This window comes from Phytoamicus setariae (assembly GCF_016722925.1).
Classification (GTDB): domain Bacteria; phylum Pseudomonadota; class Alphaproteobacteria; order Rhizobiales; family Rhizobiaceae; genus Rhizobium_E; species Rhizobium_E setariae.
Window position 1 is genome coordinate 1 of the sequence record NZ_JAEQNC010000003.1, and the last position, 15,135, is coordinate 15,135.

General features: G+C 59.2%; 15 protein-coding genes and 1 pseudogene. 6 read left to right on the forward strand and 10 right to left on the reverse strand.

Annotated features, from left to right (window positions below; translation table 11 throughout):
* The 5 genes and pseudogenes from JJB09_RS05245 to JJB09_RS05265 all read right to left on the reverse strand — a co-directional run.
* Positions 1-193, reverse strand: a pseudogene (locus JJB09_RS05245) (ABC transporter permease); the annotation flags it as partial.
* A gap of 200 nt (positions 194-393) precedes the next feature.
* Positions 394-1,194 (reverse strand): transporter substrate-binding domain-containing protein, encoded by an 801-nt coding sequence (locus tag JJB09_RS05250; protein ID WP_201654235.1) that lies wholly within the window; start codon positions 1,192-1,194, stop codon positions 394-396.
* 30 nt (positions 1,195-1,224) lie between these two features.
* Positions 1,225-2,028 (reverse strand): dimethylarginine dimethylaminohydrolase family protein, encoded by an 804-nt coding sequence (locus JJB09_RS05255; protein WP_201654238.1) that lies wholly within the window; start codon positions 2,026-2,028, stop codon positions 1,225-1,227.
* 32 nt (positions 2,029-2,060) lie between these two features.
* Positions 2,061-3,032 carry a citrulline utilization hydrolase CtlX gene (gene ctlX / locus JJB09_RS05260; protein ID WP_201654241.1) on the reverse strand — a complete coding sequence of 324 codons (972 nt, stop codon included), beginning with the start codon at positions 3,030-3,032 and terminating at the stop codon, positions 2,061-2,063.
* A gap of 3 nt (positions 3,033-3,035) precedes the next feature.
* Complete coding sequence (locus tag JJB09_RS05265) at positions 3,036-4,094, reverse strand: ornithine cyclodeaminase (protein WP_201654244.1); 1,059 nt, start codon at positions 4,092-4,094, stop codon at positions 3,036-3,038.
* A 128-nt stretch (positions 4,095-4,222) separates the two neighbouring features.
* On the opposite strand from JJB09_RS05265, the gene JJB09_RS05270 reads away from it, so the two are divergent.
* Positions 4,223-4,648 carry an Lrp/AsnC family transcriptional regulator gene (locus tag JJB09_RS05270; protein ID WP_201654247.1) on the forward strand — a complete coding sequence of 142 codons (426 nt, stop codon included), beginning with the start codon at positions 4,223-4,225 and terminating at the stop codon, positions 4,646-4,648.
* Positions 4,649-4,688: 40 nt separating this feature from the next.
* Here the strand turns inward: JJB09_RS05270 and JJB09_RS05275 are convergent, their stop codons facing one another.
* Both JJB09_RS05275 and JJB09_RS05280 read right to left on the reverse strand, forming a co-directional pair.
* Positions 4,689-5,543 carry a MurR/RpiR family transcriptional regulator gene (locus JJB09_RS05275; protein ID WP_201654250.1) on the reverse strand — a complete coding sequence of 285 codons (855 nt, stop codon included), beginning with the start codon at positions 5,541-5,543 and terminating at the stop codon, positions 4,689-4,691.
* Between the two features lie 57 nt (positions 5,544-5,600).
* Positions 5,601-6,692 carry a polyamine ABC transporter substrate-binding protein gene (locus JJB09_RS05280; RefSeq protein ID WP_246748593.1) on the reverse strand — a complete coding sequence of 364 codons (1,092 nt, stop codon included), beginning with the start codon at positions 6,690-6,692 and terminating at the stop codon, positions 5,601-5,603.
* 160 nt (positions 6,693-6,852) lie between these two features.
* Here JJB09_RS05280 and JJB09_RS05285 point away from each other — a divergent pair, with 160 nt between their 5' ends.
* From JJB09_RS05285 to JJB09_RS05300, 4 genes are read left to right on the forward strand one after another with little or no spacing between them, the layout of a single operon-like run.
* A complete protein-coding gene (locus JJB09_RS05285) occupies positions 6,853-7,959 on the forward strand; it encodes an ABC transporter ATP-binding protein (RefSeq protein ID WP_201654253.1) in 1,107 nt (368 codons plus the stop codon).
* The gene (locus tag JJB09_RS05290; protein ID WP_201654256.1) at positions 7,956-8,852 is read left to right on the forward strand and encodes an ABC transporter permease; all 897 of its coding nucleotides are present in this window, start codon (positions 7,956-7,958) and stop codon (positions 8,850-8,852) included. The genes JJB09_RS05285 and JJB09_RS05290 overlap by 4 nt, the downstream gene beginning before the upstream one ends.
* 10 nt (positions 8,853-8,862) lie before the next feature.
* Entirely contained in the window at positions 8,863-9,696 is an 834-nt protein-coding gene (locus JJB09_RS05295) for an ABC transporter permease (protein WP_201654259.1), read from the forward strand.
* Between the two features lie 26 nt (positions 9,697-9,722).
* On the forward strand, positions 9,723-10,847 hold the full coding sequence (locus tag JJB09_RS05300) for a DmpA family aminopeptidase (protein WP_201654262.1): 1,125 nt from the start codon (positions 9,723-9,725) through the stop codon (positions 10,845-10,847).
* A gap of 70 nt (positions 10,848-10,917) precedes the next feature.
* Here JJB09_RS05300 and JJB09_RS05305 read toward each other — a convergent pair whose 3' ends face one another.
* The gene (locus JJB09_RS05305; RefSeq protein WP_281431818.1) at positions 10,918-11,790 is read right to left on the reverse strand and encodes a DMT family transporter; all 873 of its coding nucleotides are present in this window, start codon (positions 11,788-11,790) and stop codon (positions 10,918-10,920) included.
* A 179-nt stretch (positions 11,791-11,969) separates the two neighbouring features.
* Between JJB09_RS05305 and JJB09_RS05310 the strand changes: the two genes are divergently transcribed.
* A complete protein-coding gene (locus JJB09_RS05310; protein WP_201654268.1) occupies positions 11,970-12,860 on the forward strand; it encodes a LysR substrate-binding domain-containing protein in 891 nt (296 codons plus the stop codon).
* A gap of 15 nt (positions 12,861-12,875) precedes the next feature.
* Here the strand turns inward: JJB09_RS05310 and JJB09_RS05315 are convergent, their stop codons facing one another.
* On the reverse strand, positions 12,876-13,970 hold the full coding sequence (locus tag JJB09_RS05315) for a DUF937 domain-containing protein (protein WP_201654271.1): 1,095 nt from the start codon (positions 13,968-13,970) through the stop codon (positions 12,876-12,878).
* A 437-nt stretch (positions 13,971-14,407) separates the two neighbouring features.
* Positions 14,408-15,013, reverse strand: coding sequence for a helix-turn-helix domain-containing protein (locus JJB09_RS05320; RefSeq protein ID WP_201654274.1), 606 nt, complete (start codon positions 15,011-15,013; stop codon positions 14,408-14,410).
* Between the last annotated feature and the right edge of the window lie 122 nt (positions 15,014-15,135).

Genomic DNA, 15,135 nt, shown 5'->3' on the forward strand with positions numbered 1-15,135 from the left:
CGGTGGTATAGAGATCCGCAAGGATACGGAGATATCGGTTGTTCGACAGTTTGCCGGCAGCACCGAGAAATCCGAAGACCACCGATACGGCGTAGGAAACCAACGAGACCTGCAGGGTCATCAGCAGACCCCAGGCGAATTCATCGCCCCAGCCCTCTCCTCCCCAGGCAAGCAAGTGCCAGTATGCGTCCATGCGTTGTTACCTGATTGATACGGCGTTGCTCACTGCAATCGCCAAGGTGGCGCACGCGCCGCCGATGTCCCGATAATCCATGTCATTCGTGCCGTCGGCATGCACTTGTGCAGCCCCCTCCCGGACAGCGCACGAACATTTCCATCGGCCGGGTTTCGGCGGGCATCGCAATATACGGCGCCCGCCTAACGATGAGTCGATTACTTCTTGGCGAAGATCCACTGGTCGACAAGCTTCTTCAGCGTGCCGTCCTTGTCGAGTTCGGCAAGCGCCGTGTTAAGCTTGCCAAGCGTTTCCGCATCGCCCTTGCGCACTGCGTAGGCCACACCTTCGCCGAGCACTGCACTCTTCGGCGCTTCGAGCTTGACTTCGAAGTCGGCGCCCTCCGGCGTCTTGAGGAAGGCCTTGATGTAGATGTCAGGGATCAGCACATAATCGACGCGACCGGCGACCAGATCGGCAACCGAGTTATCGGCAGTGTCATAGCTCTTTGCTTCGGCACCCGAAAGGTACTTGGCAACATAAGCCGACTGCACGGACGATGTCTGGACGCCGATGATCTTGCCGGCAACAGTTTCCGGGTTGATGATCTTGCCCGAGCCATCGGGCGCATCGACGACATCGATCTTGGTCTCGTCGGCCTTTGCGCCGACGAAGGACGTGCCTTCGGTGTAGTATGGGATGGAGAAATCCACCACCTTGCGGCGATCGTCGGTGATCGAGAACGCACCGATGATGAAATCGACCTTGTTCTCCTTCAGCGACGGGATGAGACCGTCCCAGGCCATCTGCTTGATCTCGCACTTGATCTGCATTTTGGTGCAGACGGCGCGCGAAAGATCAGCTTCGAGGCCTTCCCATTCACCGGCAGTGTTGATCTGCGTAAACGGCATGTAGGGCTCTGGTGTCATGCCGAGACGGATGGTGTCTTCAGCGTGCGCGACGCTGGCCGAAAGGCACAGCATGACGCCGGCGACGATCCTGGATTTCAAAGTGTTCACGTTCCCATACTCCTTTTATGCAATTGCGGATTAGCGAGCGTCGCGGAACCAACGCAGCGACATGCAGGACAGACCCGCGTCGATCTTGCCGATTTCGGTGGTCTTCATCGGGACGACCTTGTAGCCAAGCTTGTCGAGCATCTCGATGGTGCGCGGGAAATCCGAGCCGACCATGACGACGTCGTTTACGCGCAGGGCATTCGCAGCCGGCTCTTCGCCTTCCGGGATGATGATCTGCTTGAAGTTCTTGAAAACGCCGGACTGGGCCAGACGCGCGGTCGACAGAACGTTTTCGTCGTCGAGCAGCGAGCAATCGGTCTTGAAGTGCAGGACGCCCTTTGGCGTGGCAACCACTTCGCCCTTCAGGCCAAGCTTGTCAAGGCAGCCGATGAGTGCTTCGGCGCCGGCCTTGTCGGTGCGAGCCGACAGACCGATCATCACGCTCTTCGGCGTAGTCAGCACGTCGCCACCATCAGCAAAACCGGGGCTCGGCAGGTCGAGCACAGTGTCGAACATCTCGCGCAGCGTCGGCGTGATTTCGGCAGTTTCCTTGACGCGGGTTTCGGCGCCCGGACGCAGCAGGATCGCGCCCGATGTGAAGACGAGCGCCGGATCTTCCACGAAGATCGAGTCCGGAAACTCTTCCAATGCCGGCAGCACCGTCACTTCGACACCGGCAGCGCGCATGGCGTCGATGTAGGCGTCGTGTTCGGCCTTGACGCCTTCATAGGTCGGGTTGCCGCGATCGTCGGCGCGAAGTCCGTTGACGACCGAGCGCGACGGCGTACGCACGATGACGGAATTGAAATTGTAAACTGCTCTCGTTTGCGACATTTCAGGATACCTTTATATTTGCTGGGGCTTCTCTAAACGGCTCGCTCGGCCGCGTAAAGCAATTGTGTGGCAGGAATCTCGCGGCGCGACAGATGAATGCCTGCGAGCATGCAGCGCACCGACCCACCGGCGAGCTCGATGGTCGAGACATCGAAAGGTAGCAGCGTCGCGCTTTGTTCAATCGCTTCGATCTGCTGCCGGTCGAGTGCGGCATGTGCCCTGGCGGAGAGGACGACCACCCGGCCGTCCTTGCCGTCGAGCTCAATGGCATTGCCGGCGAAGTTCTCGATCTGCTCGATAGAAAGATCGATCACCTTGCGCCCGGTCTCTTCAAGGCGGGCGACGATCTCCCGGCGACGCTTTTCGTCCGGGATCATCTGCATACCCAATAGCGCAAACTCGGTGCCTATGCACATCAACACATTGGTGTGGTAGATCGACTTGCCGTGACGATCGACGGCGTCAAACACCATCGGTTCGAAGTTGAAGTGCGTGCAGAACCGCTCCAGGGCCACTTCGTTGGTGCGGTTCGAGCGCACCGCATAGGCAACGCGACCGATATGATCGAGCACCATCGCGCCCGTGCCCTCGAGATAGAAACCGTCCTTCTCCAGGCCGGAATAGTCGATCACGTCCTGAACCCGATAATCGTTCTTGAGCATCTCGATGATATCGGGGCGGCGCTCGCTCTGGCGGCTTGCCGAAAACATCGGATAAATCGCCACGTGGCCGCCGGAATGGGTGGAGAACCAGTTGTTGGGAAACACCGAATCCGGGCGGGTGGCCGTCTCGTCCTCGAAGACATGCACGGTGACGCCGGCTGCGGCCAGCCCCTCGGCCATCTCAGTCACCTCATCGAAGGCGGCGCGGGAAATGGCTTCTGCGGCGCGCTTTTCGTCATTGGACTGGAACGAATTGTCCTTGGCGGTCATCGGATTGGGGGTGAAATGATGCGGACGGATCATCACCACCGACTTCGGCGCCTGTACGGAAAGTCTGGTCATGGCTCAGGCAAAGCTCCCTTCGAGAACGGCAAGCGGGGCGACCGGCGCCGGCTGCCGGAACAGCCCGTAGAGATTGCGGGGATCCTTCGGCTGGGTTGTCAGGTCGAGCTCGGTGAAGAAGCTGGTGCCCTGAACGGCATCGCGGAGGTAACGCAGCGCGGAGAAATCCTCCGTTGCAAATCCAACGGAATCGAAAATGGTGATCTGGGCGTCGGAGCGACGGCCGGCAGCCCCGCCCGTCATCACCTGCCAGAGTTCGGTGACCGGGAAATCCGCTTCCATCTGCTGGATCTCGCCTTCGATGCGGGTCTGCTCGGGAAACTCAACGAACACGTCGGCCCGGCGCAGGATCTCGCCCTGCAATTCGGTCTTGCCGGGGCAATCGCCACCAACGGCGTTGATGTGCACGCCGGCGCCGACCATGTTGTCGGAAAGGATCGTGGCATTGCGCTTGTCAGCGGTGACGGTGGTGATGATATCGGCGCCGGAGACGGCGTCCTCGGCGGTCTCGCCGACAACGATCTCGATATCCGTATCGGCAAGGTTGTCGCGGAACTTGGCGGTTGCCGCCGGATCGATGTCGTAGACGCGCAGCTTCTTGATGCCGAGCAGTGCATGAAAAGCCAGCGCCTGAAACTCAGATTGCGCCCCGAGCCCGATGATCGCCATGGTGCGAGCATCCTTGCGGGCCAGGTATTTTGCCGCGAGCGCCGAGGTTGCCGCCGTGCGAAGTCCCGTCATCAGGGTCATCTCGGACACCAGGCAGGGATAGCCCGTGCTGACGTCGGAAAGCACGCCGAAGGCCGTGACCGTCTGCAGACCGTCATTGGGGTTCTTGGGATGGCCGTTGACGTATTTGAAACCGTAGAGCTCGCCGTCGGAGGTCGGCATCAGCTCGATAACGCCTGACGTCGAGTGGCTGGCAACGCGCGGCGCCTTCTCGAACTGCTCCCAGCGGCGGAAATCCTCTTCAATATAATCCACGAGACCAAGCAGGAATGTCTCGATGCCGGTTGATCTCACCAGCTCGATAACATTGCCCACACCCACATACTGTACCACGTCTGCAGCTCCATCCGGAAATTCGTTGAGATCAGCCTAGGCAGGCGTAACGCCACTTGAAATCTGAAAAATGTTCGAAGCACTGCAATACTTCTGGCAAATTGCTAGGCGGAACTGTACAATTTGCCATGCACATTTTTGACGAGTTGGACCACAAGCTTATCTCCATCCTGCGCGAGGATGGTCGCGCGCCGCTGTCAAAACTGGCGGAGATATTGGGCGTGTCCAGAGGTACCGTTCAGTCGCGGCTGGATCGCCTGCTGCAATCCGGCGCGGCTCTCGGATTTACGATTCGGGTGCGCCAGGATTATGACGAGGGGGCCATCCGCGCGATCATGATGATCGAGGTGCAGGGACGTTCGACAACGAAAGTCATCAAGTTTCTCCGTGGCTTGCCCGAGCTTTATACGCTGCACACCACCAATGGCTCGTGGGATCTGGTGGCGGAAATTCGCGCCGCGAACCTGCACGAATTCGACCGTGTGCTCCGAGAGGTCAGAACGGTCGAGGGCGTACTCAACAGCGAGACGAGCATCCTGCTGAGCAGCGTGTAGGATATTCTCTCCAGTCCGCCATCGCGGGACTGGCAAGCGCTTACGGCTCGAAATCCCCGAACATATCCTGAAGTCGCGTCAGCTGCTGGACACGTTCATCGACCTGGCTGCCCAGCAGCACGATGATGTTGCTGATCAACAGGTCGATCACGATGGTCGAAACCGCAGCTCCATCCCAGAGCGGCCCCTGCGTCGACGGCTCCATCAACGTGATATCAGAGACTTCATGCGCCCAGGTGCAGGAATCGTTGGTGAGCAGCACGACCCGGACGCCGGCGCGTTGCGCCTCTGCCGCCAGCGGGCGTGCTTTCGAGGCAAACCGGCGCACATCGAGCAAGAACAGACAACGCCCTTCCACCGATCCATCCAGCAATTCGGCAAACGTGCCGTTCAGACCATCGACGAACTGCACGCGCGGGCGGGCATAGGAAAGCTGGGCGGCGAAATACTGGGCGATGCCACGAACATTCTGAAAGGCGACGACGTAGATCTCGCTCGCCGCGATCAAGGCATCGATGGTTTCCTGCCACTGCCTGGAGGCAGTCAACTCATAGATATGACTCAGGCTGTCGATATGCTGATGCAGCAGGTTGGCCAGCAGCTTTCCGTCACGAATGTCGGCCTGAAACCGGTCCATCTGCCCCTTGACCTGCCAGGCCGGATTGGACCGGCTGTTGCGCAACTCCGCCTTGAGCTCTTCGAGCCCCTCGAAGCCGAGGCGCCTGAGATAGCGGCTGATGGTCATTGGGCTGACGCCGACGCGTTGGGCAATCGAGCGGGCGGTCTCGAACGGCGTGTCGGCCAGATTGCGCTCGAGATAATTGGCGATCATCTTGTCGGATGCGGAACGCCGCATCTCGTCACTTTTCAGACGCGCGATGATGTGCCTCGACATGGTCCGCCCTCCCGGCAGTTGCGCCCCGGTACAAAAGCTGAACCGGGGCGGGTATGCTTATTCCGCCGTCTTGACCTTTGTCCAGACCCTGTCAACGACACGGATCTTGGCACCGAGGTCTTCGAAGATCTGCAGGCGGGTCATCGTTTCCGCAGGCGGATTGATTTCCTTGCTGTCCCTGATCTTCTCGGGCGTCATCGTCCGTGCCGGAACGTTGGCCGTGCCATTGGTCTGCTGCGACACATTGAGCGCCACAACCTCGGGCTGGGTATAGAACTCGAGGAATTTCTTGGCATTTTCCTTGTTCGGTGCCGATTTCAGCACGCAGACGTCTTCCTGATACATCGTCGCGCCTTCCTCGGGAATGACATAGCCGAGATCGGCCTCATTGCCGAACACGTCGACCATGGCGCCGACGAAGAAATGCGCAGCCGCGACATCGCCGGCCTGCACCATCGGGCGCGAATTGTAGGTGAAGGAGGCCACATAGGGCTTCATCTCGGTCACCGTCGCGGCGGCTTTCTGTAGCTCCTCGGGATCAGTCGAGTTGACCTTGTAGCCGTTGAGGATCAGGCCGACGGCGAGCACTTCGCGCATGTCGTCAAGCAAGGTGATCTTGAGGTTCTTTTCCTTGACTGTGGCGAGGAGGTCCTTCCAGCCGGTCACGTCCTTGCCGAGAACCTTCCTGTTGTAGAAAATGCCGACCGTTCCCCAGGCATAGGGCAGGCAGTATTCGCCATTCGGGTCGCTCTTGGCGCGCAGGAACGAAGGATCGATATTCTTGAAGCCTTCGTACTGGTTGATGTCGGTCTTTTCCAGGAGATCAAGCTTGGCCATGATGTCCTGCATATGCACGGACGGAAACACCACGTCATAGCCGGTGGCGCCGCTCTGGATCTTGGCCAGCATTTCCTCGTTGGATGCATAGGTCGACAGGTTGACCTTGATGCCGGTATCCTTCTCGAATTTCTTCAGCACATCCGGATTGATGTACTCACCCCAGTTGTAGACATTGAGCTCGCCGCCGCCGGCTACGGCCGGTGTCTGAGCCATCAGCGTCATAGACATCCCGGCCAGAAGCCCTGCGGCGAGCAGCCTGGGCAAGGATGTCCTGGCGCGCGCTCTATCCCCGTTCTTGCAGTCATTCATGTCGTTCACTCCTCATTGTTTCGATCATTCTTGTCGGTGATCCGTTGCAGGCTTGGCGCCCTTTTGGTTTTGATTGGCCCGTGTTGACAGCAGCAAAGTTATGATATTCAAATACCAAAAACGCGCAATGGTTATTTGCGTAACAAAAAGAGGCGAACAGATGAACAATGCCATCGTCAGGATGGAGCAGGCCAGCAAGGCCTTCGATTCCCCGGAAGGCGGAAAGGTCCACGCCCTCCGCAGCGTCAATCTCGAGGTCAGGCGCAACGAATTCCTGACGCTGCTCGGGCCATCGGGCTGTGGCAAGACCACGCTTCTGCAGTCGATCAACGGATTTGCCGAACTCGATGGCGGCGCGGTCCATATCGACGGGGAGGACGTGACCAAGGTTCCGCCCTATCGCCGCAAGGTCAACACCGTCTTCCAGAACTACGCGCTCTTTCCGCATATGACGATCGGCCAGAACGTCGGCTACGCGCTGGAAGTCGAGGGGGTCGGCAAGAGCCAGCGGCTCAAGCGTATCGCCGATGTGCTCGCTCTTGTCGGCCTCTCCGGGCTCGAAGACCGCGGGCCACGACAGATTTCCGGCGGCCAGCAGCAGCGCGTCGCTTTGGCGCGCGCCATCATTGCCCGGCCAAAACTGCTGCTGCTCGACGAGCCGCTGTCCGCACTCGACAAGAACCTGCGCCATTCCATGCAGATCGAGCTGAAGACGCTGCAGAGCGAGCTCGGCATCTCCTTCATCTTCGTCACCCACGACCAGCAGGAAGCGCTGACGATGTCGGACCGCATCGCGGTGCTGCAGGGCGGCATCATCCAGCAGCTCGACGCACCGCGGGCGATCTACGACCGGCCCGACACGATCTTCGTTGCCAACTTCATCGGCACCAGCAATCTGTTCGAGGGCAGCATCGACGGCGCCGCTATCAAGCTAGCTGACGGCTCGGCAGTTGCATTCGACGGCGCCTGTTCTCCGCAAGAAAACGGCCGCGCGACCGCGTTGATCCGGCCGGAGAACTTTTCGCTCGTCGGCTCGTCACGATTTTCGGGGGCACTTGATATCATCCGCGAGCAGGTGGTGTTTGCCGGTTCCAGCTTCGAAATCCTTGGCCGAACACCATCGGGCCGCAAGGTCACCGCCACGGTTCCCGGCAGCGAACGCGCCCGCATTCCGGCAATCGAGGAAAACAGCGCGGTCACACTCCATTACGACCCGGCGACCGTACACCTGATCTACGATACGGCCTCCCAGGGAGGCAGGGCATGACCATCGCCTGGCTTCGCCGCCTGCAACTGACGCTGCTGCTCGGACCGGTCACCGGCTTCCTGGCCGTGTTTTTCCTGGTGCCGCTGATCATCATGGTGGCGATCAGCTTCATGGCGCCCGGGCTCTACGGCGGCGTCGAATATTCCTATTACCCCGACAATTACGGACGCATCTTCGGCTTTGCCGACCCGATGTTCGAGGAATACGACCCGGTCTATCTGGCGATCTTCCTCCGCTCGATCCGCATCGCCGTCATCACCGTCGTGCTGTCGCTCGTGGTCTGCTATCCGGCCGCTTTCATGATCGCCCGGATGCCGGAAAAGTGGAAGAATTTCTGCCTGTTCCTGATCACCCTGCCCTTCTTTGCCAGCGTCATCGTGCGGCTTTTCATCTGGGTGCTGATCCTCAGACCCACTGGCTTCATCAACGCGATCCTGCTCGGCATCGGCATCATCGACCGGCCGCTGGAGCTGATCTACACAGATGGTGCGATCATTCTTGGCATGGTCTATGTCTTCATTCCCTTCATGTTCATGCCGCTTTATGCCAGCATCGAAAAGCTTGACTGGACGCTGATCCAGGCTTCGGAAGATCTCGGCGCCGGCCCGATCCGCACCTTCTTCCGGATCATCCTGCCGCTGACCATGCCCGGCATCATCGGCGGCTCGATCATCGTCTTCATCCCGGCACTCGGCAATTTCGTCGTGCCGACCCTGCTGGGAGGGGCCAAGGTGCAGATGCTGGGTAACCTTATCGAGCAGCAGTTCCTGTCTGCCCGCAACTGGCCGTTCGGCTCGGCGCTGGCGATGATGGTCATGGGCACGATGCTGGTTGTGCTGTTCTTCTATGTCAGACTCGACAGCCGCCAGCAGGCTGCGAGCGGCGTACGGTGAGGAGCGCATCATGAACTGGTTCATTCCCATCGCCCGAGGTGGCCTGAAGGTCTATCTCTTCGCCTTCTTCGCCTTCGTCTACGTGCCGCTGGTGCTGATCGTCGTCTATTCCTTCAATTCCAACCCGATCAACATGATGACCTGGTCCGGCTTCACCACGGACTGGTATGCGCAGGTGCTCGGCTTCAAGACGAAAGTGGCGACCGACGCCTTCTACGTCGAATCCACCGACCAGTTGCTGGCGGCGGTACGCAATAGCCTGGTTATCGCCCTGGTCACCACGACCGTCGCCACCGTGCTCGGCTCGGCTGCCGCAATTGCCGTCTACCGGTATTCTTTCTTCGGCCAGCGCTTCTATCGCACCATGCTGTTTTTGCCGATGCTGATGCCGGATATCGTGCTCGGCATCGCGCTGCTGCTGTTCTTCGTCAGTCTCGGCATGAATCCCGGGCTGCTGACGATCATCATCGGCCAGTGCACCTTCCTGATCTCCTATGTGTTCATCGTCGTCTCGGCCCGGCTTGCCGGCATGGACCGGACGCTGGAACAGGCGTCCGCCGATCTCGGCGCGGGCGAATGGATGACCTTTCGGCGGATCCTGCTGCCGCAACTGATGCCCGGCATCATCGGCGGCGCGCTTCTGGCCTTCATCATCTCGATGGACGACCTGGTGATCACCTACTTCGTCGCCGGCGCCGAAGTGACAACGCTGCCGATGTACATCTTCGCGATGCTGCGCCGCGGCCTGAAACCGGAAGTCAACGCCATCGCGGTGATGATGCTGTCCTTCTCCTTCGTACTCGCCTCGACCGGGCTATATCTCCGCTCGCGGCGCAGTCTCTAGCTTTCTGAATTGCGGATGATCCACACATGACCAAGGTTTCAATACCCCTCGCCAAGCGCGCCCGCGACTATGACGTGCCCTTTTCCGGAAACACCGGCCCGCTGAATGCCATCACCGATGTCGAGGGCATCCATGTCGGTTTCTCGACGATTCGCGAGGAGACCCCGCGGCCGGGGCGCAAGAGGCCGGTGCGCACCGGCGTGACGGCCATCGTGCCGCATGCGCAATCGGATGTGCCGGTTCCCGTGTTCGCCGGTGTCCACCGGTTCAACGGCAATGGCGAGATGACCGGATCGCACTGGATCGAAGACGGCGGCTATTTCCTCGGACCGGTTCTGATCACCAACACCCATGGCGTCGGCATGGCCCATCACGGTGCGGTGGAGTGGATGCTGCAGCGCTATGCCAGCACCTATGACAGCGACGATTTCCTCTGGATCATGCCTGTGGTGGCCGAGACCTACGACGGCGTGCTCAACGACATCAACGGCCAGCATGTCACCGTGCAGCATGCGCACGAGGCGTTGAATTCGGCGGCGTCAGGCCCCGTGGCCGAAGGCAATGTCGGCGGCGGCACCGGCATGATAACCTATGGCTTCAAGGGCGGCACAGGCACGGCATCACGGGTGGTCGAGATCAACGGGAAGCGCCATGTGATCGGCGCGCTCGTGCAGGCCAATCACGGGCAGCGCGAATGGCTCACCATCAGCGGCGTCCCGGTTGGGCCCGAGATGATGGACAAGAGCCCAGCCAGCCAGATGCAGGAGCGTGGCTCGATCATCGTCGTCATCGCCACTGATCTGCCCTTGGCACCGCATCAGCTGACACGGCTTGCCCGTCGCGGCGCTATCGGCATCGGCCGCAACGGGACTGTCGGCGGCAACAATTCCGGCGACATCTTCCTGGCCTTCTCGACCGCCAACGCGCTGCCGATGCGGCACAAGGCAGCCCAGGTGCTGTCGATCGACATGGTCAACGACGATATCCTCGATCCGGTCTACCAGGCGGCGATCGAAAGCGTCGAGGAAGCGGTCATCAATGCGATGTTTGCGGCAGAGACCACTGGCGGCACACCCTATGACCGCTTCACCGTAGAGGCGATCGACAAGGAAAGACTGATGGCGATCCTGAAACGATATGGCCGGGTCTGACGTCGGGACCCGGCTTGCCACATGGATTTCAGCCTTGATCAAGGCCGCGACCGGCACCGCTGGTCGCGTCTTACGTGATCGCCTCGGCTATGTCATTGGCCGTTCTTTCCGTCAGGACGATTGCCACTCCTGCGAGGATGATCAGCCCGCCAAGCAATTGCAGCAGCGTTGGTCGCTCGCCCAGCAGCAGAACGCTCCCTAAGATGGAGATTAGCGGGACGAGCAGCAGAAACGGCGCAAGTCTTATGACCGGGACACGGCCGAGAAGTTGATACCAGATCCCAATGCCGAGAGCCGTCATGACGACACCCAGATAGATGACGGCAAGCCAGCTTCCGGTGGACGCCGTGCTGATTACGGCCGCATGGCCCGTCTCGAGCACGAACGAGATCAACAGCAATTGCGGCACGGCAAACAGCGATGCCCAGGCGAGGGTGCTGAAACCTCCGATGCCCGTTAACGTTCGAACCTTGATTTGTCCTAGTGCCCAAACCACGGTACTCGCCAGCGAAAGAACGACCGCCAGGACGTTTCCCTGCCCGAAAACAACACCGATGAGCAAAACAACTCCAACCAGCGCCAGGCCGATGCCGAAAGCCTGCCGCGTCGTTGGCGTTTCACGCAACAGGATTGCCGCAACAAGGATCAACGCTGGCGCTTCCATCTGCGCCAGAAGTACGGATGTCGATACGTCTAGGTCTTTCATCGCGGTGTAGGACAGACTGTAGGGAATGCCAAAGGCGAAAATGGAGATGAATGCCACGTCGCGCCATTTTCCCGTTGGCATCCTCACGAACCAGACGAGCACAAGGGCTGTGACGGCAAAACGAAACGCCGCGAGCAGGACGGGCGGGAAGTGTGACATAGCCCCCTTGGTGAATACCCAACCTAGCCCGAATATTATGGCCATCAAGCATGCGAGTAAGAAGTCACTAAATTTCATTGAACTGATGACCCATGAAGAAAGACAATCTAATCTCCGCAACGGAGCTGAATAAACACTAATTCATAAAATTCACGCTGTTGCTCTATTCATAAACTCACTCGTGCTGATACTCTAACCAGATGATCTTATGTCTTGGGTTAGATTTCATGCCTGGAAAATCAGCTTGGATGCCGTCGTTGAATGCTCTCAGAGCATTTGATGCGGTGGCGCGACACGGCAGCTTTCAAAAGGCTGCAGATGAACTGAACGTCACGTCGCCTGCGATCCAGCAACTCGTGCGCTCTTTAGAAGAAGCAGTCGGCCAGCCGCTGATCACGCGGCAGAACCGTAAGCTTGGCTTGAGCGGGGCAGCGGCTTCAGCTATGCCATTCTTGAGCATGGCTTTTGAAAACTTGGCCGCCGCAGTGGCAGGGATGCGGTCCTATGCACGACCGAAGGGTATTACTGTTTCTGTCGAACCGTCTTTCGCAGCAGCATGGCTGTTGAACCGCCTGCAAGATTTTCAGGAACGCCATCCAGACATCGATGTGTTTATCGACGCATCATTGCGTCTCGTCGATATCGAGCGCGATGCCGACGTTGCAATTCGATATACGCGACCCGAGACCGGCGATTATGCGTCCAGTCAACTTTTCGAAGACGAAACAATTGCCGTCTGTGCGCCAAATCTGGCCGATAAATTAGCTGACGTGCGATCATGCACGTGCGACTGGCCAAGCGATGTCTGCCTGATCCACTATGAAAGCCCGCGTCGTGTTGGCCTGCAGCCGGACTGGCGGACCTGGCTTGCCGCCAGCAATATCTCGTCCGATATGCCTTCGAAGGGACTGCGGTTCTCGGACTACAACATGGTGCTCCAATCAGCGATAGCCGGACACGGCATAGCACTGGCGAGCAAGCCCTTGATCGGGGACGCCATGAGGGTGGGGTTGTTGAAAGATGCATTTTCAAAAAGCATCAAGAACGGGTTCGTATACCGTGTGATGACGACAAAGGCTGCAGCCTCTCGCGTAGAGGTTGCAGCCTTTGTTGACTGGCTGGTCGAAGTCGTCAAAGCGGACACATAGGTTCCGTGCGAACTCTCAAGCTGCCAATGTTGCAAGCTTTGCCCTGATGGCATCGATCGTCGGCTTCAGCACTTCCGAGACACCCGGAATAGCCAGCACCTTGTCGAACAATCCGTTGAGCGTCGGCACCATCGGCTTGACCACGGCAGCGAGCGCGGTTTTCTGCGCAGCCGAGAGCTGGCCGAAGCCCGTGGCGATCTTGTCGATATCGGCCTGGGCCGCTTGCAGTTTCGGCAATGCAGCCTGTGCAGAAGCGGCGTCGGTAATGCCGCCAACTGCCGTTTGCAGGCTGGTCAATGTATCGCCGAGCTGCTTGCCGACATCCATTGCGGCTGGCGCCACTTCCTGAGTGGTGGTCGTTGCCGGTGGCGTCGCGGCTTGCTGTCTCGGTCGTCCGAGATAGTAGTAAAGCGCGGCAGCGACGATCAACAGGGCAATCAGCCATAGCAGCCACCGTGACGACGAAGGCGCAGCCTGCGCGACGGACTGCTGGGCAGTGCTGGCAGCGGAAGAGGCTGCTGCGGTCGTGCGGGCGGCTGTCTGGCTGGCGGTGCGTACGGTCCCACCGAGCGCGCCCAGCAAGCCGGTTCCGGCAAGCATTTCGCCTATGCCGGACGGCAGTGCCGCAGCGATATTGTCCTTCTGGCTTGCCAAAAGGCCGGCAATGTTGCCTGGGCTGAGATCGCCGTCACTCTTGTCGGCCAGACCGTTCAGCACAAGAGGCGCAAGCATCCCCAGCAACGAGGTGCCGGCGTTCTTGTCCAGCCCCGCATGGTTGCTGATGGCATTTGCAAGCATTCCGCTGTCTCCCGTACCGAACAGCGACGAGAGTATCTTTGATCCGTTTTGAATAAGCGGCGCCTGGTTGCCTGCACTGAGCATGTTGGTCAGGTCGCTAAGAGTCGCGCTTTGCTGGCCAACCGCGTCAGCGATTTTTTCGGCGCCCCCGGGCTGCGCCGCGACACCGCCAAGACCAGCGAGCAAAGTCGGCACGGCTGCGGCAATCGCCCCCTGGACCTTGTTTGCATCGAGGCCGAGCGCACCAGCGACGCGGCCAATCATATCCGGTGTGAGAAATTGAAGGATGTAGGAAACGAGGTTGCCTGCCATTGAGTTTTCCTCCGCATTTGCCCGTTGCGAAAAGCGATGGGGAAATCGAGTTCAAAAAGGTCTGGCTACTAGGGCCTTCCGGCTACGTCGAAAGGAGACGTCACACTGATAGTACGCAAACTGCATCGACGCACGAAGACGAAAGACCTCATGCAGCTCTTGGTAATTTAGCAAACACTACCATTCGGCGAAACGCTTGGCTAGGCACAAAGTTGCGCCCGATTGGCGAAGCGCTGCGCATTTGGCACGCTTTGCAATGGTTATCAGGGTCGATTGTCACATCCGTACTATCAATTCGCAACAATTGCGCCAATTTATAGTAGGTGGCACATGCGAAGCGTGCACCATGCCGGTGCAATCCAAGCGCACCGGCACAACCACAGAGATGCAGCCTACCGCTACGCTCAGTACGATCCCTGCGTTCAGATCCTGGACTTCTAGAAGCTCGGCGGGCTGATAGCCCACATGACGATTGCTTCACCCGGGCCCGGATTCCTATACCGGTGAGGCTCGCCAGAGGAATAGGAGCAGCTGTCGCCCTCATGGAGGTGGAAATGGCGTTCTCCGACCCAGATCTCAAGTTCGCCCGAGATGACAAACCCGACGCCGTCACCATCATGCGTATAGCTTTGCGCGCTTTCGGTCCCTGGCGGTAGACGCGTATAGATCATCTCGACCTGCAAGCTCATCTTCGGCGTGACCAGTTCGTCGATGATGCCGTGCTCATATTGAATGCGCAGGCGGTTGCCGCGACGTATGACATATCCGTGCTCATCGGGCGGAACGGGAGATGCGCCGGCAAAAAACCACTGCACCGTCACGCCAAGACTTTTGGCGATGTTCACCAGAGCCGGAATGGACGGGAAAGCAAGGTTGCGCTCGATCTGGCTGATATAGCCGGTGGACAGGTTGCAACTCTCCGCCAACTGCGCAAGCGTCATCTTGCGCCGTTTGCGCAGGCCGCGAATGCGCTCGCCGAGGACGAGGTCCTCGCCCGAAGATTCCTCTTCGATTTCGGGTTCAAGATCGCCCACAGGGGACATGTCCGCTTTCTGTTTCGTTTGGAATAAAGGCGCCGCCTTGCGACCGCATACCCACTTGAGCCAAGGCGATGCCCGCACTTGTTACCGATCGCGCATTCCGGCGCAAGACATTCGCAGAGAAA

Excerpts from the sequence above, each read along its gene's own strand:
- JJB09_RS05255 (WP_201654238.1), bottom strand. The coding sequence starts at position 2,028 with ATGTCGCAAACGAGAGCAGTTTACAATTTCAATTCCGTCATCGTGCGT.
- ctlX (WP_201654241.1), bottom strand. The coding sequence starts at position 3,032 with ATGACCAGACTTTCCGTACAGGCGCCGAAGTCGGTGGTGATGATCCGT.
- JJB09_RS05270 (WP_201654247.1), top strand. The coding sequence starts at position 4,223 with ATGCACATTTTTGACGAGTTGGACCACAAGCTTATCTCCATCCTGCGC.
- JJB09_RS05275 (WP_201654250.1), bottom strand. The coding sequence starts at position 5,543 with ATGTCGAGGCACATCATCGCGCGTCTGAAAAGTGACGAGATGCGGCGT.
- JJB09_RS05280 (WP_246748593.1), bottom strand. The coding sequence starts at position 6,692 with ATGAATGACTGCAAGAACGGGGATAGAGCGCGCGCCAGGACATCCTTG.
- JJB09_RS05285 (WP_201654253.1), top strand. The coding sequence starts at position 6,853 with ATGAACAATGCCATCGTCAGGATGGAGCAGGCCAGCAAGGCCTTCGAT.
- JJB09_RS05290 (WP_201654256.1), top strand. The coding sequence starts at position 7,956 with ATGACCATCGCCTGGCTTCGCCGCCTGCAACTGACGCTGCTGCTCGGA.
- JJB09_RS05295 (WP_201654259.1), top strand. The coding sequence starts at position 8,863 with ATGAACTGGTTCATTCCCATCGCCCGAGGTGGCCTGAAGGTCTATCTC.
- JJB09_RS05300 (WP_201654262.1), top strand. The coding sequence starts at position 9,723 with ATGACCAAGGTTTCAATACCCCTCGCCAAGCGCGCCCGCGACTATGAC.
- JJB09_RS05305 (WP_281431818.1), bottom strand. The coding sequence starts at position 11,790 with ATGAAATTTAGTGACTTCTTACTCGCATGCTTGATGGCCATAATATTC.
- JJB09_RS05315 (WP_201654271.1), bottom strand. The coding sequence starts at position 13,970 with ATGGCAGGCAACCTCGTTTCCTACATCCTTCAATTTCTCACACCGGAT.
- JJB09_RS05320 (WP_201654274.1), bottom strand. The coding sequence starts at position 15,013 with ATGTCCCCTGTGGGCGATCTTGAACCCGAAATCGAAGAGGAATCTTCG.